This is a genomic window from Actinomadura luzonensis (genome assembly GCF_022664455.2).
GTDB lineage: Bacteria > Actinomycetota > Actinomycetes > Streptosporangiales > Streptosporangiaceae > Nonomuraea > Nonomuraea luzonensis.
In genome coordinates this window covers 2,355,873-2,382,443 of sequence record NZ_JAKRKC020000002.1, presented here as the reverse complement: position 1 = coordinate 2,382,443, position 26,571 = coordinate 2,355,873, and the positions used below count along the sequence as shown (strand labels likewise).

Annotated in this window: 26 protein-coding genes; 12 read left to right on the top strand and 14 right to left on the bottom strand. The window is 73.5% G+C overall.

Features of this window, described 5'->3' with window-relative positions; genetic code table 11:
- Positions 1–98: 98 nt before the first annotated feature.
- Genes MF672_RS41440 through MF672_RS41425 form a run of 4 tightly spaced genes read right to left on the bottom strand, consistent with a single transcriptional unit; the run spans position 99 to position 5,698 of the window.
- A complete protein-coding gene (locus MF672_RS41440) occupies positions 99–1,808 on the bottom strand; it encodes an ABC transporter family substrate-binding protein (protein WP_242376557.1) in 1,710 nt (569 codons plus the stop codon).
- Positions 1,805–3,880 carry an ABC transporter ATP-binding protein gene (locus MF672_RS41435; RefSeq protein ID WP_242376556.1) on the bottom strand — a complete coding sequence of 692 codons (2,076 nt, stop codon included), beginning with the start codon at positions 3,878–3,880 and terminating at the stop codon, positions 1,805–1,807. Before MF672_RS41435 ends, MF672_RS41440 begins: the two co-directional genes overlap by 4 nt.
- A complete protein-coding gene (locus MF672_RS41430; protein ID WP_242376555.1) occupies positions 3,877–4,719 on the bottom strand; it encodes an ABC transporter permease in 843 nt (280 codons plus the stop codon). The genes MF672_RS41435 and MF672_RS41430 overlap by 4 nt, the downstream gene beginning before the upstream one ends.
- Before the next feature lies 1 nt (position 4,720).
- The gene (locus MF672_RS41425; protein ID WP_242376554.1) at positions 4,721–5,698 is read right to left on the bottom strand and encodes an ABC transporter permease; all 978 of its coding nucleotides are present in this window, start codon (positions 5,696–5,698) and stop codon (positions 4,721–4,723) included.
- Positions 5,699–6,192: 494 nt separating this feature from the next.
- Between MF672_RS41425 and MF672_RS41420 the strand changes: the two genes are divergently transcribed.
- Positions 6,193–6,615, top strand: a complete 423-nt coding sequence (locus tag MF672_RS41420) for a pyridoxamine 5'-phosphate oxidase family protein (protein WP_242376553.1) — start codon at positions 6,193–6,195, stop codon at positions 6,613–6,615.
- A 118-nt stretch (positions 6,616–6,733) separates the two neighbouring features.
- Complete coding sequence (locus tag MF672_RS41415; RefSeq protein ID WP_242376552.1) at positions 6,734–7,084, top strand: hypothetical protein; 351 nt, start codon at positions 6,734–6,736, stop codon at positions 7,082–7,084.
- A 49-nt stretch (positions 7,085–7,133) separates the two neighbouring features.
- Here MF672_RS41415 and MF672_RS41410 read toward each other — a convergent pair whose 3' ends face one another.
- Positions 7,134–7,661, bottom strand: a complete 528-nt coding sequence (locus tag MF672_RS41410; RefSeq protein WP_242376551.1) for a DoxX family membrane protein — start codon at positions 7,659–7,661, stop codon at positions 7,134–7,136.
- Positions 7,662–7,803: 142 nt separating this feature from the next.
- Positions 7,804–8,556 (bottom strand): SDR family NAD(P)-dependent oxidoreductase, encoded by a 753-nt coding sequence (locus MF672_RS41405; RefSeq protein WP_242376550.1) that lies wholly within the window; start codon positions 8,554–8,556, stop codon positions 7,804–7,806.
- 205 nt (positions 8,557–8,761) lie between these two features.
- Here MF672_RS41405 and MF672_RS41400 point away from each other — a divergent pair, with 205 nt between their 5' ends.
- The 6 genes from MF672_RS41400 to MF672_RS41375 are packed head-to-tail and all read left to right on the top strand — an operon-like array spanning position 8,762 to position 14,207.
- Positions 8,762–9,472: a FadR/GntR family transcriptional regulator gene (locus MF672_RS41400; protein WP_242376549.1), complete on the top strand. Its 711-nt coding sequence runs from the start codon at positions 8,762–8,764 to the stop codon at positions 9,470–9,472.
- 12 nt (positions 9,473–9,484) lie between these two features.
- Positions 9,485–10,249, top strand: coding sequence for an enoyl-CoA hydratase/isomerase family protein (locus MF672_RS41395; protein ID WP_242376548.1), 765 nt, complete (start codon positions 9,485–9,487; stop codon positions 10,247–10,249).
- Position 10,250: 1 nt separating this feature from the next.
- Positions 10,251–11,441, top strand: coding sequence for a CaiB/BaiF CoA transferase family protein (locus tag MF672_RS41390; protein ID WP_242376547.1), 1,191 nt, complete (start codon positions 10,251–10,253; stop codon positions 11,439–11,441).
- A complete protein-coding gene (locus tag MF672_RS41385; protein ID WP_242376546.1) occupies positions 11,429–12,472 on the top strand; it encodes a type 2 periplasmic-binding domain-containing protein in 1,044 nt (347 codons plus the stop codon). Before MF672_RS41390 ends, MF672_RS41385 begins: the two co-directional genes overlap by 13 nt.
- Positions 12,469–13,170, top strand: coding sequence for an SDR family NAD(P)-dependent oxidoreductase (locus MF672_RS41380; RefSeq protein WP_242376545.1), 702 nt, complete (start codon positions 12,469–12,471; stop codon positions 13,168–13,170). Before MF672_RS41385 ends, MF672_RS41380 begins: the two co-directional genes overlap by 4 nt.
- Positions 13,167–14,207 (top strand): aldose 1-epimerase family protein, encoded by a 1,041-nt coding sequence (locus MF672_RS41375; RefSeq protein ID WP_242376544.1) that lies wholly within the window; start codon positions 13,167–13,169, stop codon positions 14,205–14,207. The genes MF672_RS41380 and MF672_RS41375 overlap by 4 nt, the downstream gene beginning before the upstream one ends.
- Here the strand turns inward: MF672_RS41375 and MF672_RS41370 are convergent.
- Positions 14,204–15,040 (bottom strand): amidohydrolase family protein, encoded by an 837-nt coding sequence (locus MF672_RS41370; RefSeq protein WP_242376543.1) that lies wholly within the window; start codon positions 15,038–15,040, stop codon positions 14,204–14,206. The genes MF672_RS41375 and MF672_RS41370 overlap by 4 nt on opposite strands.
- Positions 15,041–15,341: 301 nt before the next feature.
- Here MF672_RS41370 and MF672_RS41365 point away from each other — a divergent pair, with 301 nt between their 5' ends.
- A complete protein-coding gene (locus MF672_RS41365) occupies positions 15,342–16,973 on the top strand; it encodes a hypothetical protein (protein ID WP_242376542.1) in 1,632 nt (543 codons plus the stop codon).
- A gap of 13 nt (positions 16,974–16,986) precedes the next feature.
- Here the strand turns inward: MF672_RS41365 and MF672_RS41360 are convergent, their stop codons facing one another.
- Positions 16,987–17,715 carry a VC0807 family protein gene (locus MF672_RS41360; RefSeq protein WP_242376541.1) on the bottom strand — a complete coding sequence of 243 codons (729 nt, stop codon included), beginning with the start codon at positions 17,713–17,715 and terminating at the stop codon, positions 16,987–16,989.
- Positions 17,716–17,803: 88 nt separating this feature from the next.
- Here MF672_RS41360 and MF672_RS41355 point away from each other — a divergent pair, with 88 nt between their 5' ends.
- Positions 17,804–18,568 (top strand): PaaX family transcriptional regulator C-terminal domain-containing protein, encoded by a 765-nt coding sequence (locus MF672_RS41355; RefSeq protein ID WP_242376540.1) that lies wholly within the window; start codon positions 17,804–17,806, stop codon positions 18,566–18,568.
- 162 nt (positions 18,569–18,730) lie between these two features.
- A complete protein-coding gene (locus MF672_RS41350) occupies positions 18,731–20,263 on the top strand; it encodes an outer membrane protein assembly factor BamB family protein (protein ID WP_242376539.1) in 1,533 nt (510 codons plus the stop codon).
- A gap of 1 nt (position 20,264) precedes the next feature.
- On the opposite strand, the gene egtD is transcribed toward MF672_RS41350, so the two are convergent.
- From egtD to egtA, 4 genes are read right to left on the bottom strand one after another with little or no spacing between them, the layout of a single operon-like run.
- Positions 20,265–21,251 (bottom strand): L-histidine N(alpha)-methyltransferase, encoded by a 987-nt coding sequence (egtD, locus tag MF672_RS41345; RefSeq protein ID WP_407654800.1) that lies wholly within the window; start codon positions 21,249–21,251, stop codon positions 20,265–20,267.
- Positions 21,252–21,271: 20 nt separating this feature from the next.
- Positions 21,272–22,057, bottom strand: coding sequence for a class II glutamine amidotransferase domain-containing protein (locus MF672_RS41340; RefSeq protein ID WP_242376538.1), 786 nt, complete (start codon positions 22,055–22,057; stop codon positions 21,272–21,274).
- The gene (gene egtB, locus MF672_RS41335) at positions 22,057–23,364 is read right to left on the bottom strand and encodes an ergothioneine biosynthesis protein EgtB (protein WP_242376537.1); all 1,308 of its coding nucleotides are present in this window, start codon (positions 23,362–23,364) and stop codon (positions 22,057–22,059) included. Before egtB ends, MF672_RS41340 begins: the two co-directional genes overlap by 1 nt.
- The gene (gene egtA / locus MF672_RS41330) at positions 23,361–24,617 is read right to left on the bottom strand and encodes an ergothioneine biosynthesis glutamate--cysteine ligase EgtA (RefSeq protein WP_242376536.1); all 1,257 of its coding nucleotides are present in this window, start codon (positions 24,615–24,617) and stop codon (positions 23,361–23,363) included. Before egtA ends, egtB begins: the two co-directional genes overlap by 4 nt.
- 57 nt (positions 24,618–24,674) lie before the next feature.
- Here egtA and MF672_RS41325 point away from each other — a divergent pair, with 57 nt between their 5' ends.
- A complete protein-coding gene (locus MF672_RS41325) occupies positions 24,675–25,568 on the top strand; it encodes a hypothetical protein (RefSeq protein ID WP_242376535.1) in 894 nt (297 codons plus the stop codon).
- An 11-nt stretch (positions 25,569–25,579) separates the two neighbouring features.
- Here MF672_RS41325 and MF672_RS41320 read toward each other — a convergent pair whose 3' ends face one another.
- The gene (locus MF672_RS41320; protein ID WP_242376534.1) at positions 25,580–25,819 is read right to left on the bottom strand and encodes an anti-sigma factor family protein; all 240 of its coding nucleotides are present in this window, start codon (positions 25,817–25,819) and stop codon (positions 25,580–25,582) included.
- A 41-nt stretch (positions 25,820–25,860) separates the two neighbouring features.
- On the bottom strand, positions 25,861–26,511 hold the full coding sequence (locus tag MF672_RS41315; protein ID WP_242376533.1) for an RNA polymerase sigma factor: 651 nt from the start codon (positions 26,509–26,511) through the stop codon (positions 25,861–25,863).
- Positions 26,512–26,571 lie beyond the last annotated feature (60 nt).

The window sequence follows — 26,571 nt, the reverse complement described above, 5'->3', positions numbered from 1 at the left end:
GCTCACTCATTGAAAGACGGCCACAAACACCGCACAAGACCCAGGAATGCCGAAACCCCGCCTGGCCCGCGGCCGGACGGGGTCTCAGCGGTCAGCGATCAGCCGGTGAAGCCGACGATCGAGTAGTCCAGCGAGCGGAAGCCCTTCGCGCCCCAGTTCGCGAGGGTCTTCTTGCACGCCTGGATGTCGGGGCGCTGGTACAGCGGGATCGTGTGCACCATGTCCCAGATGAGCTTGTCGGCGGCGTTGGCCTTCTCGATGGCCTTGGCCGGGTCCATCTCGCTCACGGTCGCCTCGATGGCCGCGTCCAGCGCCGGGTCACTGCCCTTCGGGAAGTTGCTCTCGGAGCCGGTCTTGTAGATCTGCGGCAGGCCGCCCATCGGCAGCGGCGTGCCGATCCAGGAGAACGGCACCAGGTCGAAGTCGCCCTTGATGATGTAGTCGTTGAAGAACTTGTCCAGCGGGACCGGCCGGATGTTGACCTTGATCCCGGCCTCCTTCAGCATGGCCTGGACCAGCTCGCCCTCGGTCTGCGCGACCGGCGTGCCGGTCGGGATCACGAAGCTGAGGTCGAACTCCTTGCCGTCCTTCTTGCGGTACTCGCCCTCCTGCTTCCAGCCGGCCGCGTCGAGGAGCTGCTTGGCCTTCTCCAGGTTGTACTTGCCGAGGTCGCCGGAGTTGTCGACGTAGCCCTTCTGGTTGTTCATGAAGACGTGGTTGCCGAGCGTCTGCAGCGGCCAGTCCATGTCCTTCAGGTCGGACTGCGTGATCACGTCACGGTTGATGGCGTAGGCGACCGCGTGCCGGACGTTCTTGTCCTTGAGGTTCGCGCTGACGTTGTTGACCGTGATGTGCCGCCAGTTCGGGCTGAGCGCCTTGCGGACGTCCACGTTCGGGACCTCCTTGGCGCGCTTCAGCTCGGCCGGGGCGCCGGACGGGATCTCGACCGCGTCGAGCTCGCCGTTGGCGAAGGCGTTGACCTGGGCCTCGGGCGACTCGATGGCGCGGAAGATGACCTTGTCGAGCTTGGCCTTCTTGCCCCACCAGTTGTCGTCACGCACCAGCGTGAGCGTCTTGGTGCCCTCGTCGATCTTCTCGACCTTGAACGGGCCGGCGGTGACGGGGATCGCCTGGTTGTAGGACTTCTCGTACTTGTCCCCGTCGAGCATGTACTTGGCCGGGTACAGGTGCGGCGAGCGGGAGTACAGGCCCATCCACTCGGGGTACGGCTTGGCGAAGGTGACGACGGCGACCTTGTCGGTGTCGCCCTTGGTGACCGACGCGATGCGGTCCCAGCCGTCGGTGGAGGCCGGCTTGTACTTCTTGTCCTTGCCGTTGTTGATCTTCCAGGCGGCCTCGAAGTCCTCCCAGGTGATCGGCGTGCCGTCGGACCACTTGGCCTTGTCGTTGATCGTGTAGGTGACGACCTGCTTGTCCCCGTTGACCTCGTTCTTGACGTCGGTGAGGTAGTCCGGGTTGGCCTTCCACTGGGCCTTCTCGTCGAACACGATCGGCTGCGGCATGATCGGGTCGAGCATGTCGGCCGTGTCGGCCTGGTTGCCGTCCACGTGGTTGCCGTTCCACTGGGTCGGCCACTGGCCGATCGCCAGGGTCAGCGTGCCGCCGTCCTTGACCTGCTCGTACGCGACGTCGTTCATGCTGACGGCGGGCGTCTGCGACATCTGCTGCTGGGCCTGCTGCGACTGCTCGGCGCTCGGCTTCTTGGCTTCGCCGCCACCGCCGCCGCAGGCCGCCACGGCAAGGGCGAGGACCGCGAGCCCCGCGGTCGCCCGGTAACGAACCTTCACTTTTCCTCCTGATCGTCCGAGGCCGTGATGACCTCGATCTCCTCCGCGTAGTGGCAGGCGGCGCCGTGGTCGACGGCGTTCGCGAGCCGGGCAACCGAGGGCTCTTGATCTATGCACCGCTGCCGCTCCGCCTCGCTGAGCTGCGTGGCGAACTTCGGGCAGCGGGTGCGGAACCGGCAACCCGTGGGCGGGTCGGCCGGGCTGGGCAGGTCGCCCTCGAGCAGGATCCGCTTCCGGGTGCGTTCCATCTCGGGGTCCGGCAGCGGGATCGCCGACAGCAGCGCCTGCGTGTAGGGGTGCGCGGGATGGTCGTAGACCTCCTCGACCGTGCCGATCTCGGCGATCCTGCCGAGGTACATCACGGCCACCCGGTCGGCCAGGTGCCTGACCACGGCCAGGTCGTGGGCGACGAACAGGTACGACAGCCCCAGCGTGTTCTTCAGCTCCTCCAGCAGGTTGATCACACCGGCCTGGATGGAGACGTCGAGGGCCGAGACCGGCTCGTCCAGGACGAGCAGTTTCGGCTCCAGCGCGAGCGCGCGGGCGATGCCGATGCGCTGGCGCTGGCCTCCGGAGAACTGGCTCGGGTAGCGCTCGGCGTGCTCCGGCGACAGCCCGACCAGCTCCAGCAGCTCCGCGACGCGGGCCCGCACGTCCTTGCGGCCGTGGGCGCGCAGCGGCTCGGCGATGATGTCCTGGACCGGCATGCGCGGGTCGAGCGCCGCCATCGGGTCCTGGAAGACGATCTGCAGGTCGCGGCGCAGCGCCCGGCGGGCCGCCGGGTCGATCTTCGCGCTGTCCTTGCCGAGCACCACCACCCGGCCGCCCTGCGGCGGCGCGAGCTGCATGATCTGCTGCAGCGTGGTGGTCTTGCCGCAGCCGGACTCGCCGACCAGGGCCAGCGTCTCGCCCTCGGCGACGTCGAAGCTGATGCCGTCCACCGCGTAGACGGTGCCGACCCGGCGCTTGAACACCGCGCCCTTCATCAGCGGGTAGTGCCGGATCATGTCGTCGAGCTGGAGCACCGTGGGGCGCTCGGCGCGCGGCACCCGGACCACGTCGCTCGGCGGGATCACCGGCACGGGGAAGACGTCCGCGCCGGTCAGGCCCTTGTGCTCGATCTCGTGCGAGCGGATGCAGGCGACGCTGCGCTGACCGCCGCCGAACGGGACCAGCGGCGGCTCCTCGTCGTCGCACATGTCCACCCGCATCGGGCAGCGCGGCGCGAACGGGCAGCCGGGCGGCAGCGCCGACGGCGAGGGCGGGTTGCCCTCGATCGGCACCAGCGGCCCCTCCTCGCCGTCCACGCGCGGGATCGAGGCGAGCAGGCCCATCGTGTACGGCATGCGCGGCCGGTAGTAGATGTCGTCCACCGACCCCTGCTCGACCGGCCGGCCGGCGTACATGACGACCACCCGGTCGGCCATGCCGGCGATGACGCCCAGGTCATGGGTGATCATCACGATGCCGGCGCCGGTCTCCTGCTGCGCGGTCTTCAGCACCTCCAGCACCTGGGCCTGGATGGTGACGTCGAGCGCGGTGGTCGGCTCGTCGCAGATGAGCAGGTCGGGGTCGTTGGCGATGGCCATGGCGATCATCGCGCGCTGCCGCATGCCGCCGGAGAACTCGTGCGGGAACGCCTTGGCGCGCACGTCCGGGTGCGGGATGCCGACCAGGTCGAGCAGCTCGACGGCGCGCTTGGCGGCCTTGTCCTTGGCCATCTTCTGGTGGATGCGCACGGCCTCGGCGATCTGGTCGCCGATGGTGTAGACGGGCGTGAACGCCGACAGCGGATCCTGGAAGATCATGCTGATGGCCTTGCCACGGATCTTGACCAGCTCGTCCTCGTCCATGCCGAGCAGCTCGCGGCCGTGCAGCTTGACCGAGCCGCTGACGACGGCGTTCGGCGGCAGCAGGCCCATGACCGCGAGCGAGGTCACCGACTTGCCGGAGCCGGACTCGCCGACGATGCCGAGCACCTCGCCGCGCTCGACCTCGTACGACACCCCGCGCACGGCCTGGACGCCGCCGGGGAAGGTGACGGTGAGGTCCTTGACCTCCAAGATGCTCACGTGTTGCTCCCGGGGTCGAGGGCGTCGCGCAGGCCGTCGCCGATGAGGTTCACGCTGAGCACGAGCAGCACCAGCAGGCCCGCGGGGAAGGCGAACAGCCAGGGGTAGCCGGTGGCGTTGCCCGAGCCGGTGGCGATCAGCGTGCCGAGCGAGACGTCCGGCGGCTGGATGCCGAAGCCGAAGAAGGACAGCGCCGCCTCACCGATGATCGCCGCCGAGACGTTGAGCGTCGCGTCGATGATCAGCAGGGAGGACAGGTTGGGCACGATGTGCCGGAAGATGATCTTCCAGCGCGGGATGCCCATGTAGACGGCGGCCTGCACGTACTCGCGCTCGCGCAGCGAGATCGTCATGCTGCGGACCACCCGGGAGGTGACCATCCAGGAGAACGCGGCCAGCAGCACCACGAACCACAGCCAGGAGGAGCCGGCCTTCAGGCGCGGCGAGATGATGGCGATGATGAGGAAGCTGGGCAGGACGAGGAGCAGGTCCACGCCCCACATGAGGATCCTGTCCACCCATCCGCCGAAATATCCGGCGAACGCGCCGACCACCGCCGCCAGCCCGGTCGAGATCAGCGCGACCAGCAGGCCGATCACGATCGACTTCTGCATGCCGCGCAGCGTGATCGCGAACATGTCCTGGCCGATCGAGGTGGTGCCCCACCAGTGGTCGGCGTCCGGCGGTGACAGGAAGGCCAGGAAGTCCTTCTCCGTCCAGTCGTAGGCGCCGAAGTACGGCCCGACGTAGGCCAGCGCCACGAGCAGGAACAGCGCGATGAAACCGTAGCGGGCCTGCCGGTTGCGCATCAGGCGCCGCAGGACGACCTTGGAACGCATCTCAGCTCACCCGCACCCTCGGGTCGAGCGCCGCCACCAGCACGTCCGACAGGAAGGCGGCGAACAGCACGCAGACGGCGGTGAAGAAGGTCACCGCGGCGACGGAGTTGACGTCGTTGGCGTTGATCGAGTCGACCAGCCAGGCGCCCATGCCGTGCCAGGCGAAGATCTTCTCGGTGAAGGTGGCTCCGGTGAACATGGTTCCGAACGCGAAGGCGAAGTACGTGGCGGACGGGATCAGCGCGGTGCGCAGGGCGTGCTTGGTCAGCGCGGTCCGGCGGCGCAGGCCCTTGGCCATCGCGGTGCGGACGAAGTCCTGGCCGAGCACGTCGAGCATCATGTTGCGCTGGATGCGGCTGTAGAAGGCGATCGAGCCGAGGCTGAGCGAGATCGTGGGCAGGATCAGGTGGTTCAGCCGGTTGACGAACTGGTCCCAGCCGGACAGCCGCGGGTTGTACTCGCCGGTGTACTCGATGAGCGTGAACCCGAGGCCGCGGTTGAGGTTGTACGTCCCGATCGCCAGCAGCGTGGCCAGCACGAAGACGGGGATGGCCATGATCACGAAGGAGGAGACGCCGATTAACCGGTCGGTGAACCGGTACTGCCGCACCGCCGAGACGGCCCCCAGCCCCACGCCCACCGCGAACCCGACCAGCGTGCCGATGAGCAGCAGCCGGAGGCTGACGAAGATCCGCCGGCCCATCTCGTCGTTGACGGAGCCGCCGTTCCACGTCCTGCCGAAGTCGCCGTGCAGGACGCCCGAGGCCCAGGTCGCGTAGCGCTGGAGCACGGGGGTCTTGTCGTTGAGGTTGTAGGCGTTGAGCGTGGCGTCGATCGTCGCTTCGGGGATCGGAGGCTGGCGGCCCTGGTACGCGGCCCGCGGGCTCATGGTGCTGGCGGCGAGCATGTACGCGAGGCTGGCCGCGACGGCGACCAGGACCACATTTATTGCCAACCTGCGAAGCAGGTACTTGCCCATCACTCTCCGTTCGCGCTGACCGGAGGCACACCTCGGGGTGGAGAGGCGCCTCCGCAACGTAAAGCCGCCCCCCATCGGGAAATCCCACTGACCCGGGGAACGGCGATCAAGGCGCAGAATATGGCCAAAAATATAACAGTCAGAAACCGCCCCACATAACAGTCAGATCACTCACAATAGATCGTGACGGCCCATAGCACGCCCCCCGAAACCGCCTCCGACCTGCGGGGACGTCGGCTATTTACCTGCGGCAAACAGCGTCCGGACAAGGCGTATGTCACAGAATCCGGACATCATTCGGGGGCCGGCAAAGTGATCCAGCTCATGCCCCGCGCCAGGCGAATGCGGCCACTCCCGCCACTCGCGTCAGCGGTGCCGCCACGGCCGCGGGGGCGCGGCTTCCGCGGGCGAACTAGGGTCTTTGGTCCCTACCTGCCCGCATGCGCGGCCCGGCACGATGGCTGGGTGATGTGTAACCTGATGGGCGGTTCCGGATGACGGCGTCCCGAGACCTGAAGGAACTGTCCGAGACCGAGGCCCTGCGGCGGCTGGCGAGCGTCCCCTTCGGCCGGGTCGTCTTCACCCGGCACGCGCTCCCCGCGGTGCGGCCGGTGAACCACCTCGTGGTGGACGGGCAGGTCGTCATCCGCAGCAACCCCGGCACGGTCCTGAGCAGGGAGGTGGCGCCCGCCGCCGCCGTGGTCGCGTTCGAGGCCGACGAGCTGGACCCGTACGAGCGGCTCGGCTGGAGCGTCATCGTCACCGGCGTGGCCCGCCTGGTGGAGGACCCCGAGGAGGTCGCGCGGTTCAAGGAGCTGCTGCACCCGTGGGTGCAGGGCGGCATGGACCAGGTCATCCGCATCCGGCCGGAGTTCGTCAACGGCTTCGAGCTGGTGCCGGTGGACGCCGCCTCCTGACCGGCCGCGACGCCGGGCCCAAGGTCCCGCCGCGGGCGGGACGTAGGTCCCTGGCCGCCCCGTCGTCACTGGTCAGAGTGTGGTAGCACCATTCGCAACGCGAAGAAGGTGCTCAGGCATGAGGCACAGGTCCATCGCCCTGAACCCCGCCGACGTCCAGGTCAGGATCCGCGGCGGGATCAGGCCCGGGGACGTCCGGCGCGCCAGGGAGACCGTCGCCGCGCTGTCCCGGCTCGCGCACGAGCCCGTGCTCGCCGCGAGGGTCACTCTCGCCGCCGCGCCCGGCCGCCTGGAGGAGCGCACGGCGGAGGCCGTCCTGGACGTCCAGGGACGGCTGATCAGGGCCCGGGCCGCCGCGGCCTCCACCCGCGCGGCCGTCCACCTGCTCGGTGACCGGCTGCGGGAGCGGCTGCTGGAGACCACCCGGGACTGGGAGAACCTTCGTAAACGCCGCCGCCCGGCGGCTTGAACACGTCGATGCCCGGCCCCTCCCGGGGCCGGGCATCGGGGGGACCGGGTCACTTGAGCCAGGCGCGGTCGCGGACGACGGGCAGGTTGCCGAGCCCGAAGGTGGCGCCGGCGTCGGCCAGGGCCAGGCCGATGAGCACGATCGAGTAGATGAGGTGCTCGTCCAGGAAGGGGTTGTTGGCCAGGGGCAGCTCGGCCGCCCACATGAGGACCAGCATCGCGGTGCCGGCGAGCGCGGCGATCCGGGTGCCGACGCCGAGGACGAGCGCGAGGCCGATGCCGGCGAGGCCGAGCATGAACAGCCAGTCCACCCAGGCCTGCCCGGCGAGCGAGCTGAAGAAGCCGCCGAGCGCGTTCTCGCCGGTGCCCTTGAGGAAGCCGGTGGTGGGGCTGCCGCCGTTGATCCAGGACTTGGCGGCGGGGGTCGCGAAGCCCCAGCCGAAGGTCTTGTCGAGGAAGGCCCACAGGAAGATCCAGCCGATCGCGATCCGGGCGGCGGCCCAGACGTACTCGACGGGGTTCCTGGCGTCGGCGGTCTCGGCGTGGACGGCGTGCTGGTGGCGGTATGTGGTGGCCATCGTGGGCTCCTCTTGGGGGGCGTTCCGGCTGTTTCCGAGCGTTTCTTTGACACCTCCATGACATCGTCTTCGCCGTCCGGATCGCAGAGCACTAGGGCCCGTCCCCGGAGGACCTTCGCCAGGGACCTTGGTCATCCCGGGGTCAGGGCATCCACTTGCCGCCCGCGACGTCGATGGTGAGCCCGGTCAGCCAGGACGAGGCGTCCGAGGCGAGGAAGGCGGTCACGTTGGCCACGTCGAGCGGCGTGCCGAGCCGCCCGAGCGGGTGCTCGGCCACCAGCCGCCGCTCCTGCTCCTCCGGCATCCGCCCGGCCAGCCGCTCGGTCATGACCGTGGACGGCGACACGCAGTTGACCCGGACGCCGAGCGGGCCGAGCTCGTGCGCGAGCTGCCGGGTCAGCGCGATCACGCCGGCCTTGGCGGCCGTGTAGGCGACGGAGGCGCCGGTCGGCACGCGGGCGGCCAGCGACGCCATGGTGACGATCGAGCCGGCGCGGCGCTCGCGCATGCCCGGCAGGAGGCTCTTGAGCACGAGGAACGTCGAGGTGAGGTTGGCGTCCAGGGTGGCGTGCCAGTCGTCCTCGCCGAGCCGGTCGAGCGGCACGGGCCGGCCGGTGCCGCCCCCGGCGAAGGCCGCCAGCACGTCCACCGGGCCGAGCCGCCGCTCGACCTCGGCGCGCATGGCCTCGACGGCGGCGAAGTCGGTGCCGTCGGCGGACACGCCGATCGCGCCGTCCCCGAGCTCCTTGACGGCGGCGGCGAGGGCGGCGGGGTCGCGGCCGTTGACGGCCACGCGCATGCCCTGCCCGGCCAGGACGCGGGCGGTGCCGAGACCGATGCCGCGCGAGCCGCCGGTGACCAGCGCGACCTTGCCCCGCAGATCCGGATATTCCATGGCTTGTCCCCTTCCGGTGGTCAGGACTCCACCGTGCCTCAGGGACGGGCGGCGGTCATCGGGCGCGGGAAGGCGGCCCGGCTACGCCCGCCGCGGTACGCCGCCCCGGCCCGCGTACACCCGCACCCCCTTTCATCCGATGAAATCGGAACTTCATCTGATGAAAGGCTAGGAAATTCGGCGTGGGACGGCTAACGTGCCGTGCGTGGCAACCGATCCCCAGGCCGCCCGGCACGTCCAGGTGGCGCACGCGCTCGGCACCCGCATCGTGGGCGGCGAGCTGGCTCCCGGCACGTCCATCCCCATCGAGGAGGACCTCGTCGGCGAGCTCGGCGTGGGCCGCTCGGCGGTCCGTGAGGGCGTGAAGGTGCTGGCCGGCAAGGGGCTGCTGGAGACCCGGCGGAGCGCGGGCACGATCGTGCGCCCGCGCGCCTCCTGGAACCTGCTCGACGCCGACGTCCTGAGCTGGCGCTTCGAGCCGGAGCCGCGCCCGGACGACATCCGGGTGCTGGCCGACCTGCGCGTGGCGCTGGAGCCGGGCGCGGCGCGGGTGGCCGCCGAGCGGGCCGACGCCGAGGCGGTGCGGCGCATCGACGAGGCCCTGGCCGCGCTCTACGCCACCGCCGACGACCCCGAGCCGTTCATCGAGGCCGACCTGGCCTTCCACCAGGCGATCTTCGCCGCCGCGGACAACGACCTCCTCCTCTACGTCTACGACATGATCAGCATCGCCCTGCGGTCCGTGCGCCAGGTGCACACCCGCTCGGTCGCGCACAACAAGGAAACGCTGCCCGGGCACGAGCGCGTCGCGGTGGCCATCAGGCGCCGCCACCACCGCAAGGCCGAGGAGGCCATGCGCGAGGTGGTCGAGGTCGCCCGCGCCGACGCCGAGCAGCACGTCCGTCTCTGCTGCTAGGAGCTCTCACCCTTGGACGTCCTCCTCGACGTCGACGGCCCGGTGGCCGTCGTCACCCTGAACCGTCCCGCCAAGCTCAACGCCATCACCCCCGCCATGGCCGACGCCCTGCGCGCCTGCCTGGCCAGGATCGACGCCGACCCGGCCGTGCGGGCGGCGGTGCTCACCGGCGCGGGCGAGCGCTCGTTCTGCGTGGGCAGCGACATCGGCGAGCTCGACGCGTACGCCACCCCGTGGGAGTTCCGCAACCGCGGCGACTACGGCGACGCCGTACGCGCGCTGCGCACGCCGATCATCGCGGCCGTGCACGGGTACGCCTACGGCGGCGGCCTGGAGCTGGCCCTGGCCTGCGACATCCGGCTGGCCGCGACCGGGGCCACGTTCGCCGCGCCGGAGATCAAGCTCGGCTGGATCGGCGGCAGCGGCCAGTCCGCGCTGCTCGCCCACTGCGTCGGGCCGGGCAACGCGGCCACGATGCTGCTGACCGGCGACCCGATCGACGCGGCCCGCGCCCGGGAGTGGGGCCTGGTCACCGCCGTGCACCCGCCGGAGGAGCTGCTGCCCGCGGCCCGCGAGCTGGCCGGCCGGATCGCCGCCCGCCCGCCGATCGCCGCCCAGACCGCCAAGGCCAACCTGCGGGCCGCCTACTCGATGCCGCTCGAGCAGGCCATCCAGTACGAGCGCGACCTGCAGACCGTCTGCATGGCGACCGCCGACGCCGCCGAGGGCCGGGCCGCCTTCGCCGCCCGCCGCGAGCCCGTCTTCGAGGGGCGCTGACATGGGCGTGCTGGACGGCTACCGCGTCGTCGACCTGTCCATCGCGATGGCCGGCCCCCTCGCCGCCATGCGCCTCGGCGACCTCGGCGCGGACGTGGTCAAGGTCGAGCCGGTCACCGGCGAGTGGCAGCGCCACGCCCCGGCCGGCGGCGCGACGGGCAACCGGGTGAACGCCTCGTTCCTGTCGCTGAACCGCAACAAGCGCAGCCTCGCGGTCGACCTCAAGTCCGCCGAGGGCCGCGAGATCGCGCACCGTCTGGCCGCCACCGCCGACGTGTTCCTGCAGAACTACCGGCCGGGCGTCGCCGAACGGCTCGGCATGGACCACGCCGCGATCAGCGCGCTCAACCCGCGCGTGGTCTACGTCTCCATGTCCGGCTACGGCGAGAGCGGCCCCTACCTCGCCCGCCCCGGCCAGGACCTGCTGCTGCAGGCCATGAGCGGCGCCATGCTGAGCACCGGCCGCGACGGCGACCCGCCCGCGCCGGCCGGCACGTACGCGATCGACGCCATCACCGCCTACAGCGCCTTCGAGGGCGCGCTGGCCGCGCTGCTGCACCGCGAGCGCACCGGCGAGGGCCAGCGGGTCAGCGTCAACATGCTGGACGCGGCCATCGCCGTGCAGATGCAGGAGCTGTCGGTCTTCACCGTCGGCAAGGTGCCGCAGCGGCGCGGGCGCGAGCCGCACGGCCACACCTACATCCGCGCCCCGTACGGGGTGTTCGCCACCAAGGACGGCTTCATCGCGCTCGGCATGCCCCGGCTGGACGCGCTCGCCGTCGCCTTCGGCCTGCCGGAGCTGGCCGGGATGGACGGCGACGCCGACGGCCACACCCGGCGCGACGAGATCACCGCCCTGGTGGCCCGCCGCCTGCCGGACCGCACGACCGCCGAGTGGCTGGAGATCTGCGCCCGGCACGACCTGTGGGCGGGCCCGGTGTACGGCTACGCCGACCTGGTGGCCGATCCGCAGGTGGCGCACAACGGCTCGTTCGTCACCTACGAGCACCGCACGGAGGGCACCGTCACCACGCCCGGCTTCCCGTACGGGCTGAGCGCCAGCCCGCCGGAGGTGCGGCGGGGCGCGCCGCTGGTCGGCGAGCACACCCGCGAGCTGATGGCCGAGCTGGGCTATCCCGAGGAGCGCACGGCCGAGCTGGTCGCGGAGGGCGTGCTGGCATGCGAGGACTGACCTGGGACCACCCGCGCGGCTACGGCCCGCTGGACGAGCTGACCCGGCTCGACCTCGCGGGCGGCAACCCGTACGGCGAGGTGCCCGAGCCGATCGTGTGGGACCGCCAGCCGCTGGAGGGCTTCGAGGCCGAGCCGATCGCGGAGCTGGCCGGGACCTACGACGTGCTGGTGATCGACCATCCCGGGCTGGGCGCGGCCGTGGACGCGCTGACGCCCATGGAGGAGCTGTTCGCGCCGGAGGAGCTGGCCGGGCTGCGCTTCGCGGGCCGCTCCTGGGAGAGCTACCGCCTGGACGGCCGGCAGTGGGCGCTGCCGCTCGACGCGGCCGCGCAGGTCGCCGCCGCCCGTCCCGGCCTGCGGGTGCCCGCCGCCTGGCCCGAGGTGGCCGCGCTGGCGCGCGGCGGCGCGCGGATGGCGCTGTGCCTCGGCGGGCCGCACGCGTTCCTCATGTTCTGCGCGCTCTGCGAGGGCGGGTTCCGCGACGAGGCGGCCGGGCTGCGGGCGCTGGAGCTGATGGCGGAGCTGCTGGCGCTGTCCGACCCCGGCCTCTCGGTGCGCAACCCGATCGGGGTGCTGGACGCGATCACGGCGGGCGAGGCCGACTTCTGCCCCCTCCTGTACGGGTACGTCACCTACCCGCTGGCGTTCGGCGACGCGCCCGCCTGGCCCGGCCGGCCGCCCGGCAGCGTGCTGGGCGGCACCGGCCTCGCCGTCTCCCGGCGCCGGATCGGCGAGCTCCGCGACGCGGTGCGCGCGCACCTGCTGCGGCTGACCTCCGAGCCGGTGCAGACGAAGCTGTTCCCGTCCGCCGGCGGCCAGCCCGCCGCCCTCGCCGCCTGGCAACGGGGCGGGCCCTTCCACCGCGACACCCTGGCCACGCTGGAGGCCGCCTGGATCAGGCCGCGCTTCCCCGGCTACATCGCCCTGCAGGAGCGCTCGTCGGCGCTGATCCGCGACGGGCTGCTGGCCCGCGCGCCGGCCCGTGACCTGCTGGGTGACCTGCGTGAGGAATGGAGGCATCACCCATGAGCACGGCGCTGGTCACCGGCGCGGCCGGAGCGCTCGGCACGGCGATCGTCCGCCGCCTGACGGCCGACGGCCACCAGGTCGCGGCGCTCGACCTCGACGTCAAGGACACGGGCGCGCTGAGCCTCGCCGTGGACCTGCGCGACCCGGCCGCGATCGAGGCGGCGTTCGCCGAGACCGCCGCCCGGCTGGGCCCGGTCGGCGTGCTGGTCAACAACGCCGCGATCTACCCGGCCCGGCCGTTCCTGGAGGTGCCGCTGGCCGAGTACGACGACGTCGTGGCGGTCAACCAGCGCGCCTACTGGCTGTGCGCGCAGCACGCGGCCCGCCACATGGCCGGGCTCGGCGGCGGCGCGATCGTGAACGTCGCCTCGATCACCATGCACGGCGGCTGGGCCGGTCTGGCCGCGTACGTGTCCACCAAGGGCGCGGCGGCGGCCCTCACCCGGGCGCTGGCCCGCGAGCTGGGGCCGCGCGAGATCCGGGTCAACTGCGTCTCGCCCGGCGCGTTCCCGACGGCCGCCGAGGCGATCCACGAGGACCTGGCGGCCTACAACCGGATGGTGCTGGAGCGGCAGGCGCTCCAGCGGCGCGGCACGCCGGAGGAGCTGGCGGCCGTGGTGTCCTTCCTCGCCGGTCCGGACGCCTCGTTCGTGACGGGCCAGACCATCGAAGTCAACGGAGGGTGGGTGATGGCATGACGCCGGACCGCAGGCGGCTGGCCGAGCTGACCGGTGACCTGAGCGCGGCCGGCGGGGTCCGGCTGGTGACGCTCGGCGACGGGGTGGAGCGCGGCGTGCGGGCGCTGGAGTTCCGCACCGGCACCGGGCTGGCGTTCGAGGTGCTGGTGGACCGGTGCATGGACATCGGGCACGCCGAGCACGCCGGGCGCTCGTTCGGCTGGCGCTCCCCCACCGGCTTCCGCCACCCGGGGCTGCACGAGAACAACGACGAGGACGGCCTGTCGTGGCTGCGCTCGTTCTCCGGGCTGATCGTCACCGCCGGGCTGGACCACACGCTGTTCGGCGGCGAGGTGCCCGCCGGCGGCTACCGCTACCCGCCGCGCGCCAGCGTGCGGCACGGGCTGCACGGCCGGGCGGCGAACCTGCCGGCCCGGCTGACCGGCTACGGCGAGCGGTGGGAGGACGAGCGCTGCGTGCTGTGGGCCGAGGGCGAGGTGCGCCAGGCGGCCGTCTTCGCCGAGAACCTGCGGCTGGTCCGGCGGATCGAGGCCGACCTCGGCGGGAACGAGATCCGGCTGGTCGACACGGTATCCAACGCCGGCTTCGAGCCCACGCCGCACATGTTCCTCTACCACATCAACCTGGGCTGGCCGCTGCTGGACGAGGGCGCCCGGCTGGAGGCCGACATCCGCGAGACGGTGTGGCGGAGCGACAGCGTCGCCGAGCAGAAGGCCGACCACGTCACCTTCCCCGGCCCCGTGCCCGGGTTCGTGGAGCAGGTGTACGAGCACGCGCTGGTGCCCGGCGAGGACGGCCTGCACCGGGTGGCGGTGGCCAACGACCGGCTCGGGATGAAGGTGTCGGTGGAGTGGCCGGCCGCGGAGTTCCCGTACTTCTTCGAGTGGCTGAACCTGCGCTCGGGCAACTACGCGGTCGGCCTGGAGCCGTCCACGCACCACGTGTCCGGCGACGCGGCGGCGCGGGAGGACGGCAGCATGATCTGGCTCGGGCCGCTGGAGTCGCGGACCTACCACACCACCTTCCGGGTGTCCTAGGGCAGCTTGTAGGCGCGGCGGGCGGCGCCGGCGAAGACGTCGGCCCGCTCGCCCTCGGTCAGGCCCGCGCACAGCTCGGCGGCGGCGCCGGCGACCTCGGCGTACCCGGCGGCCAGCAGGCAGACCGGCCAGTCGGAGCCGAACATGACGCGCTCCGGGCCGAACGCCTCCAGCGCGACCTCCGCGTACGGCCGCAGGTCGGCGACCGTCCACGTCCGCCAGTCGGCCTCGGTGACCAGGCCGGACAGCTTGCAGTACACGTTGGGCAGCGCGGCCAGCTCCTTCATCCGGCCGCGCCACGGCTCCAGCTCGCCCGCCGCGATCGGCGGCTTGGACAGGTGGTCGAGCACGAACGTGAGCCCGGGCAACGCCCGTGCCGCGTCGATCGCGGCGGGGAGCTGGTGCGGCAGGGTGAGCAGGTCGTAGGCGAGCCCGGCGGCCTCGACGGCGGCCAGGCCGCGGCGCACGTCGGGGCGGCCCAGCCAGGCCGGGTCGGGCTCGGACTGCACGCCGTGGCGCACGCCGACCAGGCCGGGCGGCAGCGCGGCCAGGGTGTCGGCGGCGTCGGGCGCGGTCAGGTCGATCCACCCGACCACGCCCGCGACCAGGTCGGACGCGGCGGCGAGGGCCAGGAACTCGCGGGTCTCCGCGAGGTCGCCGAGCACCTGCACGAGCACCGTGCGGGTGATCCCGGCCGCGGCGGCGGGCCCGGCGAGGTCGTCGAGCGTGAACGTGCGCCGCACGGGCGCCATCGGCTCGGGGTCGAGCCAGGCGTGCGGACGGGCGGCGAGGTCCCACACGTGGTGGTGCGCGTCGATGCGGTCCATGTCCATGCGCGAAACCTAACAGAGGTCCCATGTATAAGCCACTGTGGCCGGATATGTACAGACCCTGACCGGTTCTCGGGAACATACATCCGATGACCATCTGTGGGGCGGCGAGCGCGGTCCCGTACCCGATCCGCGCTTGACGTAAAAACAGAGGGCGTGATCGCGGTGATCACGCCCTCTGGGGGGCCGCAGCCCCGGACTAGTCTGCTTCGATGGTACAACGAACACGCAGCGTGCCGCTACCTTATGCTGACGGTAGTCACACTGGCCTCCGGTCCCCCCGGCTCACTCGCAAGGTCGCCGCATGCACACCCCACCCCCCGGGCGCGACGCCTCCTCCGCCTACTCCCAGCACGTCGCCGCGCGCATCATGAACTTCTGCGACCTGACGACCCCCTGGCCACGCCGGCTCTGGGACGTCGGCGCCTTCCTGTCCCTGGAGGAGCTGTACGAGGCGGGCGCCTGGGTCGAGCGCCGGGTGCTGTCGCAGTCGGCGGTCGACTGGCAGCGGCGCGAACTGGAGCGCCTGCTCGGCGACGATCCCGCGCTCGGCACCAATGCGTACCGGCGCGGCCTGCAAGAGTGCCTGCGCAGCACGCTGACCGTCGCCGGCGACGGCCGCAGGAAGCTCCGCCACCTCATCGACCTCGGCCGCCCCGGCTACCTCGACCGCTGGGCGGCCTGCGTGGCCGGCACGAACCCGCCGCCGCCGGAGAAGGCCGCCCGCTTCATCGCCTCCCACCTGCTCGACAGCGGCCACAGCATGAACGGCCTCGACCGCTGGATCCGCGACGGCCGGCTCACCCTGTCGGCCGCCGACCTGATCACCGAGGCCGCCGCCCTGCTGACCACGCGGCCCACCCGCTGGAAGATCCTCGTCCCCTTCGCCGACCTGCACCGGCACAGAAAGCGCACCACCGGCCTGCCCCACTGGATCGGCGTGCGCGAGACCGAGGATCTCATGGCCGCCGCCGGCGCCAAGACCACCGCGCCGATCGCCGGCGCCCTGTCCTACGAGGTGGAGGCCCGCGACGTCGAGCGCGCCCTGGAGATCGTCGCGGACCTCGTCGAACGCCTCCAGGCCCGGGCTCGCTTCGTCTCGACCTCCCTGGTGACGCCGTTCGACCTGGCCGTCGTGCTCAACCAGAACCAGGCGATGCCGCTGCGCATGCCCGCGCGCGGCGCCCGCGTGCTGTCCCTGGCCGCCGAACGCCAGCTCTACCTGGTCGGCGCCGAGCCGCAACGTCTCGGCGACCGCCGGCGCAGCGCCGTGGACGACGCGCTCGAACTCGCCTCCGCGCTCAACCACGGCCCGCTCGCCCCCGCCGTCGCGGGCGGCTGGAGCGCGCTGGAGTCGTTGCTGACCGAGGCCCGCGACCCTGACGAGCGCGAACGCGTCGTCGCCGCCTCCCGCGCCGCCGCGCTGGTCACGTGCTCGTGGCCGCGCGCCGAGCTGACCGCGCTGTCCCACCGCATCCGCCGGGTCAGCGGCGGCGACCTGGCCGAACGCCTGGACCGCTGCGGCTCCAACCGCGAACGCGCGGTCCTGGTCGCGGCCGAGCTGGCGGCGGGCAACTCGCTGCCGTTGGAACGTTCCTGGCGGCGCAGGAGCGACATCGCTGCGATCACCCGCATGCGGGCGCTGCTCGCCGATCCCGGTCACGTCCTCGGACGGGTGCGCCGTCACGTGGAGGGCTCGCTGCGCCGCCTCTACCGCAGCCGCAACATCGTCCTGCACGGCGGCTCGACGGGCGGCGTCGCGCTGCAGCCGGCGCTGCGGGTGACGGCGCCGCTGGTGGGCGCCGCCCTCGACCGGCTGGCGCACGCCGACCTGGTGGCCGGCGTGCCGCCGCTGGTGCTCGCCTCCCGCGCCGAGACGGCTCTCGGCATGCTGGGCGACGACATGGGCCGGGCCCTCTGCGACCTGATCGAGTGATTCCCGCCGCCGCTCAGGAGGGCCCCGGTGACGCCTGAGCGGCGACGGCCGCGGCGGCCTGGCGGGCCCGTCCCCGCTTCGCCATGAAGAACGTCCAGGTCACCAGGGCGGCCACCACGACGATCGGCAGCACGTTGTTGACCAGCAGCATCGTCGCGGTCGGCAGGAGGCGGGTCAGCAGGATGCGCGTGGCCGCCTCCAGCAGGAACGTCACGCCCCACACCGTGGTCAGCAGGTACTGGATGCGGCGGAAGCCGGGGTACTGCCACAGGCCGTCCCAGCGGGCCCGTCCCTCGGGGGTGCCGTCGCTGCCGAACTTGCGTCCCAGGTAGAACATGATCGGCCGGGACAGGGCGAGGCTGCCCAGGAACGTCAGCCCCAGCAGCCCGGTGATGGCCGAGTCCTTGATGAAGAACAACTCGGTGCTGTTGTAGGCGAGGGAGCTGAGCGCGCCGAGCATCAGCAGGATCAGCATCATCAGCCCGAACTCGTCCACGCGCCGCTTGACGGCCAGGTAGAGGGCCACGTCGGCGGCCGGCCAGAGCGAGGAGAGCAGGAGCGCGGTGACGGGTGCGACCCCCCGGTCGGTCAGCATCCCGTAGGTGACGAACGGCAGGACCACCCCGAACAGGATCGACGGGGCGAGGTTCGCCAGCATCGCCCTGCTCCTGCCGCCGCCGCGTGCGTTGGTGGTCTCGGCCATCGTCGCCTCACTGTCGTCATATGTGCCGTGTATGCTCACGAACGTGAGTGGAAGCGTAACAGATGGAGGCAGCTCTGCCCATGTCTCCCGAGGACCGAATGTCGCTCTCGTCCCGTTCCTGTACGGGGTGGCGCGCCGCGAGGAACTGCCCGGGGTCGCCCTGGTGCGGCTGCTCACCGACCTCGGCCTGACCGAGGGCGCGGCGCGCTCGCTGATCGCCCGGATGCGCCGCGACGGGCTGCTGTCGGCCACTCCACGCGGCCGGGCCGCCGACTACCGGCTGGCGGGCGGCTTCCTCGCCGACTTCCGGCGCGCCCAGGCCCCGCAGGTCGCCCCGCCGCCCGCCTGGGAGGGCTACTTCCACGCCGTCTTCTACAGCATCCCCGAGCCGCAGCGCGCCTACCGCGACCGGCTGCGCCGCGCCGCCGCCCTCGCCCGCTACGGCCAGATGCAGCCGGGCGTGCTCATCTCCCCCGCCGACGGCCGCGCCCGCCTCGAGGCCGAGCTCGGCGCCCCGCCCCCGGACGGCACCGTCCACTACGGCCGGGTCGGCCTCCCCACCCGGGACGCCGCCGAGATCGCCTACCGCGCCTGGGACCTCGCCGAGCTGAACGCCCGCTTCCGCGCCCACGCCGACCGCCTGCGCCGCGCCGCCCGCGACCACACCCCGCCCGCCGAGCCGACCGGCGAGACGCTGGCCGCCTACGTCCGGCTCCTCGGCGGCGCCCTGGTCGACACCCTGCGCGTCCCGCCCCTCCCCGCCGACCTGCTCCCCGCCGACTGGGCCCTCCCGGGCCTGCGCGCCGCGATCGGCGAGGTCTTCGAGCGGTGCGGGCCGCCGGCGCAGGCGTACGCCGTCCGCGTCATCGCCGAGAGCGGCGGGGCTTCCTGAGACCCGCGCCCCAGCAGGTCGCGGGCGCTGCGCAGGCGGTCCGCCGAAGGGACCCCGCCAGGCAGGAGCAGGAGGCTTCTTCGCCAGGCGACTCAACAGATCCTCAACGGATCCGCAACAGCGGGCGCGTTGGCTTGCCGGTGGTCCGCGGAGGGGGTTGTCGTGAGGGAGCGTCGGGGCTGGTTCGGGGCCGGGCTGGCGGTCGCGGGGGTGGGCGGGGCCTGGTGGGGGTGCCTGGAGTGGGTGGCGGGGGTCCGGGTGCCGGTCGTGGCCGTCGGGCTGCTGGGTGTGGGCACGGCGCTGCTGGTCGCCCTGGCGGTGCGCGAGCGGGTCGCGACGGGGGTGGCGGCGGGGGCTTCGATGGTGCTGGCGGCCGGGTACGGCTGGTGGCAGGCGGGCGGTGGGCTGGCCGACGGGGTGCCAGGGGTGGGCGTCACCTGTTACGCCGCAGGGGCGTCGGTCGCGGTCGTCGCGGTGGTGCCGATGGTGATCGGGCGACGGCGTCCCGTGAGTGCGGGCGCCACGGCGAGGGCGGCGGCGGGGGCGGTCGCCGGAGGGGTGCTCATGGTGGGGGTGGCGCTTGCGGTGACGTCGCTGCCCGTGCACGCGACCACGGCGCGACCGGCGGGGACGAAGGCAGGGCTGCCCGCGTCCGTCTCGCACGTCGCCTGGCGCTGGGCGGCGCCGGGCGCGGTACGGGACGCGGTCCCCGCCGGCGACGGCGTCGCGGTGCTGGTGGCGGACGGCGTGGTCGCCGTGGACACCGCGACCGGCCGGGAACGCTGGCACTACCGCCGCCCGGCCGCCCGGGCGGTCCGCCTGCTGGGGGCGGCCGACGGGGGCGCGGTGCTGGTGGGGTTCGGCTCGCCGTACGGGGAGCGCACGGTCCTGCTGGACGCCGTCACCGGCGAGGTCCGCTCGGAGGCGGAGCGGCCGGCGCGCTTCGCCGAGCAGGCCGTGCTGCACTCGCGGGGCCTGGTGACGCGTACCGGGGCGCGGCGGCTGACCGGCTGGGGGCTCGCGGCGGGCGCCGCGCGCTGGGTCTACGACGTGCCGCCCGGATGTGTGCTCACCACCCACCTGGGGCTGCGTGAGGTGGTCGCCGTGCTGATGACGTGCGGCGTGGACGTCGAGCGGTGGGCCCGGTCGGCGGAACGGCGCACGATGAGCGTCACGGTCGTCGCGCTCGACCCGGGCACCGGGAAGGAGCGCTGGCGCGACGAGCGGGCGGCGGGCGTCGCGCCCGGCGAGGCCGACGCCGCGGTGTCGGACGACGGCGCCGCCCTGGCCGTGACGACGCCCGGGGAGCGCAGGCTGCTGGCCCAGCACACCGGGCTGGAGCAGTTCGCGTGGCAGCCGGGCGAGCACCAGCTCGCGATCACCGCGACCGGCCGCGTCGTGAGCGACCTCGCGACGAGGACGTTCCGGTACGAGCCGTTCGCGGGCCTGCCGCAGGAGGTGACGCTGCCGGCGGCGGGCCGGCCCGAGCAGGCGATCGCGCTGGAGCAGGCCCTGCTCGTGACGGTCAGGACGGGTGACGGCCTGACGGTGCTGAGCGCCCCGTGGTGGACGGGGGACGCCACCCGGATCCCGCTCCCCGCCGGGAACGGCGGCCCCGGCGCGGCGGCGCTCCGCACCCCTGGCGCGATCACGTTCGCCCCGGCAGGGACGACGACGGTGTTCGGGCTGGCGTGAGTCAGGCGGCGGCGAGCAGGAGGGCGAAGTCGCCGGACGGGTCCGTGTGCCACTCGCGGAGGGTGAAGCCGGCGGTGGACAGCTCGGCGCGCAGGCCGTCCGGGCGGAACTTGGCGCTGATCTCGGTGCGCATCTCCTCGCCCGCGGCGAAGTCCACGGTCAGGCCGAGGGCGGCGATGGCGACGCGCATCGGGCGGGTGGCGCGCAGCCGCATCTCGATCCAGTCGTTGCGCTCGTCGTACAGGGCGACGTGGGCGAAGGCGTCCGGGTCGAAGGCGGCGTCCAGCTCGCGGTTGAGGACGTGCAGGACGTTGCGGTTGAAGGCGGCGGTGACCCCGGCCGCGTCGTCGTAGGCGGCCACCAGCCGCCCCCGGTCCTTGACCAGGTCCGCGCCGAGCAGGAACGTGTCGCCGGGGCGGAGGTTCGCGCGCAGCTCCTTGAGGAAGACGCGGCGGGCGTCCGGGTCGAGGTTGCCGATGGTGCCGCCGAGGAAGGCGACCATGCGGCGGCCGGTGCGGGGCAGCAGCGCGAGGTGGCGTTCGAAGTCGGCGCACACCGCCCGGACGGCGAGCCCCGGGTAGCGGGCGGCCAGGCGGCGGGCGGCGGCGGTGAGGGTGGCGGCGTCGACGTCCACCGGGGTGTAGGTGCGCAGGGTGCCGGCCGCGGCGAGGGCGTCGAGGAGCAGGACGGTCTTCTCGCTGGTGCCGGAGCCCAGCTCGACGAGGGTGTCCGCGCCGCTGGCGGCGGCGAGGCCGGCCGCCCGGGCGCGGAGGATGGCCAGCTCGCGGCGGGTCGGGTAGTACTCGGGCAGGCGGGTGATCTGCGAGAACAGGTCGCTGCCCGCCTTGTCGTAGAACCACTTGGGCGGCAGCCACTTCGGGGTGGCGGCGAGACCGGTGCGGACGTCGTGCTCAAGGGCCAGGCGGAGGTGGTCGGGGTCGAGGTGGCTGGTCAGGCGCACGGCGGAACGGCCGGTGGTGGCGGTCACAGGGTCTCCTGGAGTGGTGGTCAGAGCGGTCGGACGTGGAGGTCGCCGGGGCCGGCGAGCAGGAGGCTGCGGTCGGGTACGGGCCGCCAGCCGGGATCGTCACTGAGCGGTTCGCTGGCCACGAGGACGCCGTCGGGCCGGCGGCGGTGGAAGAGCGTGTCGCCCCAGGCGGTCGCGGCGAGGGTGGTGCCGTCGGTGGCGAGGAGGTTGAGGCGGGCGTCAGGGTCCTTGGCGGCGGCGGCCGTGACGACCTCGGCCAGGACGTCCCCCAGCACCAGCGACGAGGCCGGGACGTCCCCCGGCAGCGGGCCCGGGACGTCCCCCGCGAACGGCGCCGGGGCGTCCCCCGGCAGCGGGGTGGCGCGGAGGCGCTGGAAGACGGCGGCCGCGAGCCAGGCCGAGTCGCAGGCGCTCTCGGCGCTGTCGGCGAGGCCGCGCACGGCGTCCCTGGCGACGCGGCCGTTGTGGCTGAGCAGCCAGCGCCCCTCCGTGAACGGCGCCGTGGCGCTCTCCTCGACCGGCATCCCGGTGGTCGCGCAGCGCACGGCGGCCAGCAGGCAGCCGGAGGCGGCGACGCGGGCGAGGCCGGGCAGGTTGGCGTCCGCCCAGATGGGGATCGAGCGGCGGTAGCGGACGGGGTCCTGCGCGGGCGCGGGATACCAGGCCATGCCGAAGCCGTCGGCGTTGACGGTGCCGTGCCGTTGCCTGCGCGGCGCGTACGACTGCCGCAGCAGCCCGTGCGGCGGCTCGTGGATCAACGCGGTCAGCGGGCGGGGCGCGCCGAGCCAGGCCGCGTGCCGGCACATCAGCCGCGCTCCGGCGGCGCGGCGGTGCGGGCGCAGCGGAAGCCGGTGAAGATCTGCCGCCGGATCGGGTAGTCCCAGTTGCGGAACGTGGTCCTGACGGCGGCGGGGTCGGCCGCCCACGAGCCGCCCCTCAGCACCCGGTACTCCCGGCCGAAGAACACCTCGCTGTACTCCCGGTAGGGGAAGGCGCGGAAGCCGGGGTAGCCCTGGAACCAGGTGGAGGTCCACTCCCACACGTCCCCGACCATCTGCTCGGCCCCGTACGGGCTCGCGCCGCCCGGGTAGGCGCCGAGCGGCGCGGGGCGGGCCGCCCGGTGGCCGAGGTTGGCCAGCTCGGGGGTGGGGTCCTGGTCGCCCCACGGGTAGCGGCGGGCCCGGCCGGCGGCGGCGTCCCAGCCGCAGGCCTTCTCCCATTCGGCCTCCGTGGGCAGCCGCTTGCCGGCCCAGCGGGCGTAGGCGTCGGCCTCGTACCAGCAGACGTGCTGCACCGGCTCGTCCATGGGCACCGGCTCGGTGCGGCCGAAGCGCTCGCGCCACCAGGTCCCGCCGTCGCGCGTCCAGAACAGCGGGGCGAACACGCCGTGCTCCTGCCGCCACCGCCACCCTTCCGGCGTCCACCAGCGGGGGTCGTGGTAGCCGCCGTCCTCGATGAAGGCGGCGTAGGCGGCGTTGCCGACGGGCAGCCGGTCGATCCAGTACGCGGGCAGCTCCACGCGGTGCGCGGGCCGCTCGTTGTCGTAGGCCCACGGCAGGTCGCCGGTGCCCATGACGAACTCGCCCGCCGGGACGTACACCTCGCCGGGACCGGCCGGGACGCGGCCGGGCGGCAGGGCGCCGTCGCGCACCACGCCGGGCCGCCCGGAGAGCTGGAGCGTGGCCAGCATGGTCTCGTCGTGCTGGTGCTCGTGCTGGATGACCAGGCCGAACACGAACCCGTCGCGGCGCAGCGGGTCGGGGTCGGCCAGGTCCACGGCGTCCAGGACGTCGAGCACCCGGCCGCGCACGCCGCCGATGTAGTCGCGGGCCTCGGCCGGGCGCAGGAACGGCAGCGACGGCCGGTCCCTGCGCGGCGTCTTGAAGGCGTCGTAGATGTCGTCGATCTCGGGACGGAGCGGGGTGATCCCGGCGGCGGCGCGCAGCACCCACAGCTCCTCGTAGTTGCCGACGTGGGCGAGGTCCCACACCAGCGGGGACATCAGCGGCGAGTGCTGGCGGACGAGCAGGTCGTCCTCGGCGGCGGTGTAGGCGAGCGAACGGTCGCGCACCGCGAGGAGCTGGGCGGCGATGCGTTCCTTGACGTCGGTCATGCGGTCTCTCCTCCGGCGAGCCAGGCCGGCGGGCGGCCGGGCTCTGACGCGTGCGAATCGATGAGGTCGGCGGCCGGCGAGCGGCCGGGGGTCACGTGGCGGTCGGCGAAGGCGGCCACCGCCCCGGTCAGCGCGGGGCCGGCGCCGAGCCGGGGCAGCGCCTCCAGCGCGGCGCGGAAGCACGCCTCGGCGGCGCGCGCGAGTCGGGGCTCGGCGAGGCCGCGGCGGGCGGCGGGCGTCCAGAGGGCGCGGCAGGGCTCGGCGGCGCACAGCGCGGCGTCGGCCGCCCGGTCGTCCATCACCAGCGCGTACGTGACCGCCGCGGACACCGGCCAGTCCGCCGGCCGCTGGGCGTCGAGGTAGCGGACCTCCAGCCAGCCGCGCGGCCGGACCGGCGGGAACACGGTGGTGGCGTGGTAGGCCAGGTCGGCGGCCGTGGGCCGGCGGCCGGGGACGCGCCCGCCGAGCCAGTCGCGGAACCTCGACCCGTCGCGCACCGGCCGGCACCGGTCGCCGTCCTCCCGCACCAGCATGAGGCGGGCGTCGAGCAGGTACTCCGCCCAGGCGGCGGCCGGGTCGGCGGAGGCCGGGACGGGGACCGTGCGGGTGGGGTCGAGGTGCTCCCAGACGGCCTGGCGGCCGGACATCCAGCCGCTCGGGCGGCCGCCGGTGAGCGGGGAGTTGGCGAAGGCGGCGGTGAGGACGGGCCCGAGCAGGTGGGCCCGCTCCCACCGGGCCGCGGGCCGCTCCCCCAGGTCGAGGTTGATCTGCACGGAGGCGGTGGAGCACATCATGAGCGGTCCGTACGGGCCGCCGAGGAAGGCGGCCATCGCCTCGTAGCGGGGCAGGCGGAGCTGGCGGCGGGGCGGGCGCACCGGGTCCAGGCCCACCCCGGCGAGCGCCAGGCCGCCGGCGGCCAGCGCGCGGCGGGTCACGCTCAGGTCGCCGGCCAGCGCGGCGACGGCCTCGGGCAGGGGGCCCGCCGGTCCGGACAGTTCGAGCTGGCCGCCGGGCTCGAACGTGACCCGGCTGCCGCCGGGCAGCGGCGGCAGCGCCCGCGCCGTCTCGGCCATGGGGACGTGCCGCCCGGGGTCCGACCGGTCGTAGACCAGGAACTCCAGCTCGACGCCCATCCGTCTCCCGCCGCCGCCCCCGTCGTCGCGGAAGCAGCCGCGGGCGAACTCCGTCACCTCGGCCGTCCCTTCGAGCGTGCCGGGGCGGGCGGTGACCAAGGTGTCCCTCGCGTGGCGCATGGACCTACAGAGCCGCGAGACGCGCGAACGTTACGGGGCCACCCCTATGATCGCCGGATGGCGTTACCGAGGATCGCGCCGACCGTCCTGGTGCTCGTCCTGGTGCTCGTCCTGGCCGCCGGCTGCGGCGGCGACGGCACCGCGGCCCCGGCGCGGGCGCCCGCCGAGGCCGTGGCCGAGCGGCTGAAGGGCTCGGCGGGGGTGCGGGTCACCAGGCACGTCCGCCTGGACCACGGGAAGGTGGACACCCCTCCGGCGGATGACCTCGCCGAGGTCGGCATCGGCGAGTACGACGAGAGCCGCACCACGGGGGTCCTCGGCGAGGTCGCCTCCGACCTGACCACGACCTACTACCGGACCAATGTCCCGGCCGGGCTGGCAGGCGTCGTCCCGACGGACCTGAGCCACCTGACGACCAGGACGATCACGATCGCGGGCGCCGGCAGCTATGAGCACCGCGCCGACCGGCGCGACGTCCCGGCGGGCAAGCCCTGGCTGCACGGCGACGGCTCCAGATGTGAGTGGCTGCGGCGCGCCACGGGCTCGCTCCGCCTGCGCGACCTCGTCTCACCCGGGACACTGGGCAGGCTGACCGCGCCGGATCCCGTCCCGGGCGAGGTCGTGGACGGGGCGGAGACCGTCGTGCACGCCGGGAGCGCTTCGCCCGCGGACCTCGTCGCCGCGGCCCCGTCCGACGACCCCGTGCTCTTCGCCCTGCTGCGCGAGCGGATCGGCTCGGCCGAGGTCTCCTGGCGGTTGTGGGTGGGCCTCGACGGGCTGCCCCGCCGGGTGCGCCTCACCTGGGCGTATCCCGAGCCCGGGGACGGCGAGCCGAGGAGCGCCGTGGCCGAGGTCGGCTTCACCGGCTGGGGCGGCGAGACGCGGATCGAGCCCCCGCCGCCGGACCAGGTGCGGGAGAGCGACGCCTGCGTGGGCCCGGAGCCGGACTGAGCCGCGCGGCCTCAGGGCTTGCGCCGCTCGCGGAAGGCGGACATCAGCCGGTCGCGGGTGCGGTCGGACAACTTCTCGGGGGGCTGGTCGGCGACGGCGCGGACGGTGGCGCGGTACTGGTCGAGGTAGTGGCCGCAGTCGGCGCAGCAGGCGAGGTGGCTCTCCACGGCGGCGTGCGACGGCTCGTCGAGGGCGTCGTCGAGGTAGGCGGTGATGACTTCCACCAGTTCGCCGCACGTGAACCGCTTCACGATGCTGCCCGCCTTACCCTCTGTCGCATGAACCGTTTCACCTATTCTGCCGCCATCACCGACCGGAAGTAGCCCTCCAGCCGTTCCCTGACCGCCGCGCGAGCCCGGTGGAGCAGCACCCGCTGGTTGGCCGGGGAGATGTCCAGGATGTCGCACACCTCCTCCGACGCGCACCCCTCCACGTCGCGCAGGGTGATCACGATGCGCTGCCGCGGCGGCAGCTCGGCCAGGGCCTTGCCGATGAGCCCGCGCACCTCGGCGGCCAGCGCCTGGTTCTCCGGCGTCGGCCAGGACGCGGGCGGCTCCTTCCAGCTCCCCGGCAGGGCGGCGTCCGGGCCGTGGAAGCGCGCCGGGTCGACGGACGGCCCGCCGTCCTGGTCGAGGGCGCTCCACGGCAGCGTGCGGCTCTCGCGCGCGCCGCGCTTGCGCGCGGCGTTGACCAGGATGCGGTAGACCCAGGTCTTCAGCGACGAGCGGCCCTCGAAGCCGTCGATCCCGCCGATGACCGCCAGCCAGGTGTCCTGGACGACCTCCTCGGCCGAGTCGTCCGTGGAGACGTAGGACCTGGCCACCCGCAACATGCCCCGCGACCACGTGTCGAGCAACGCGGCGAACATCGCCTCGTCGCCCGCCCGCAGAGCCGAGACGATCACGTCGTCCGGGGGCAGCGCGCTGCCCGCGAAAGACCCCACGATCGTTTCCTCCCCGGTCCGACGCCTCAGCCATCATCACATCCGGCCGCCGGAGCTTCC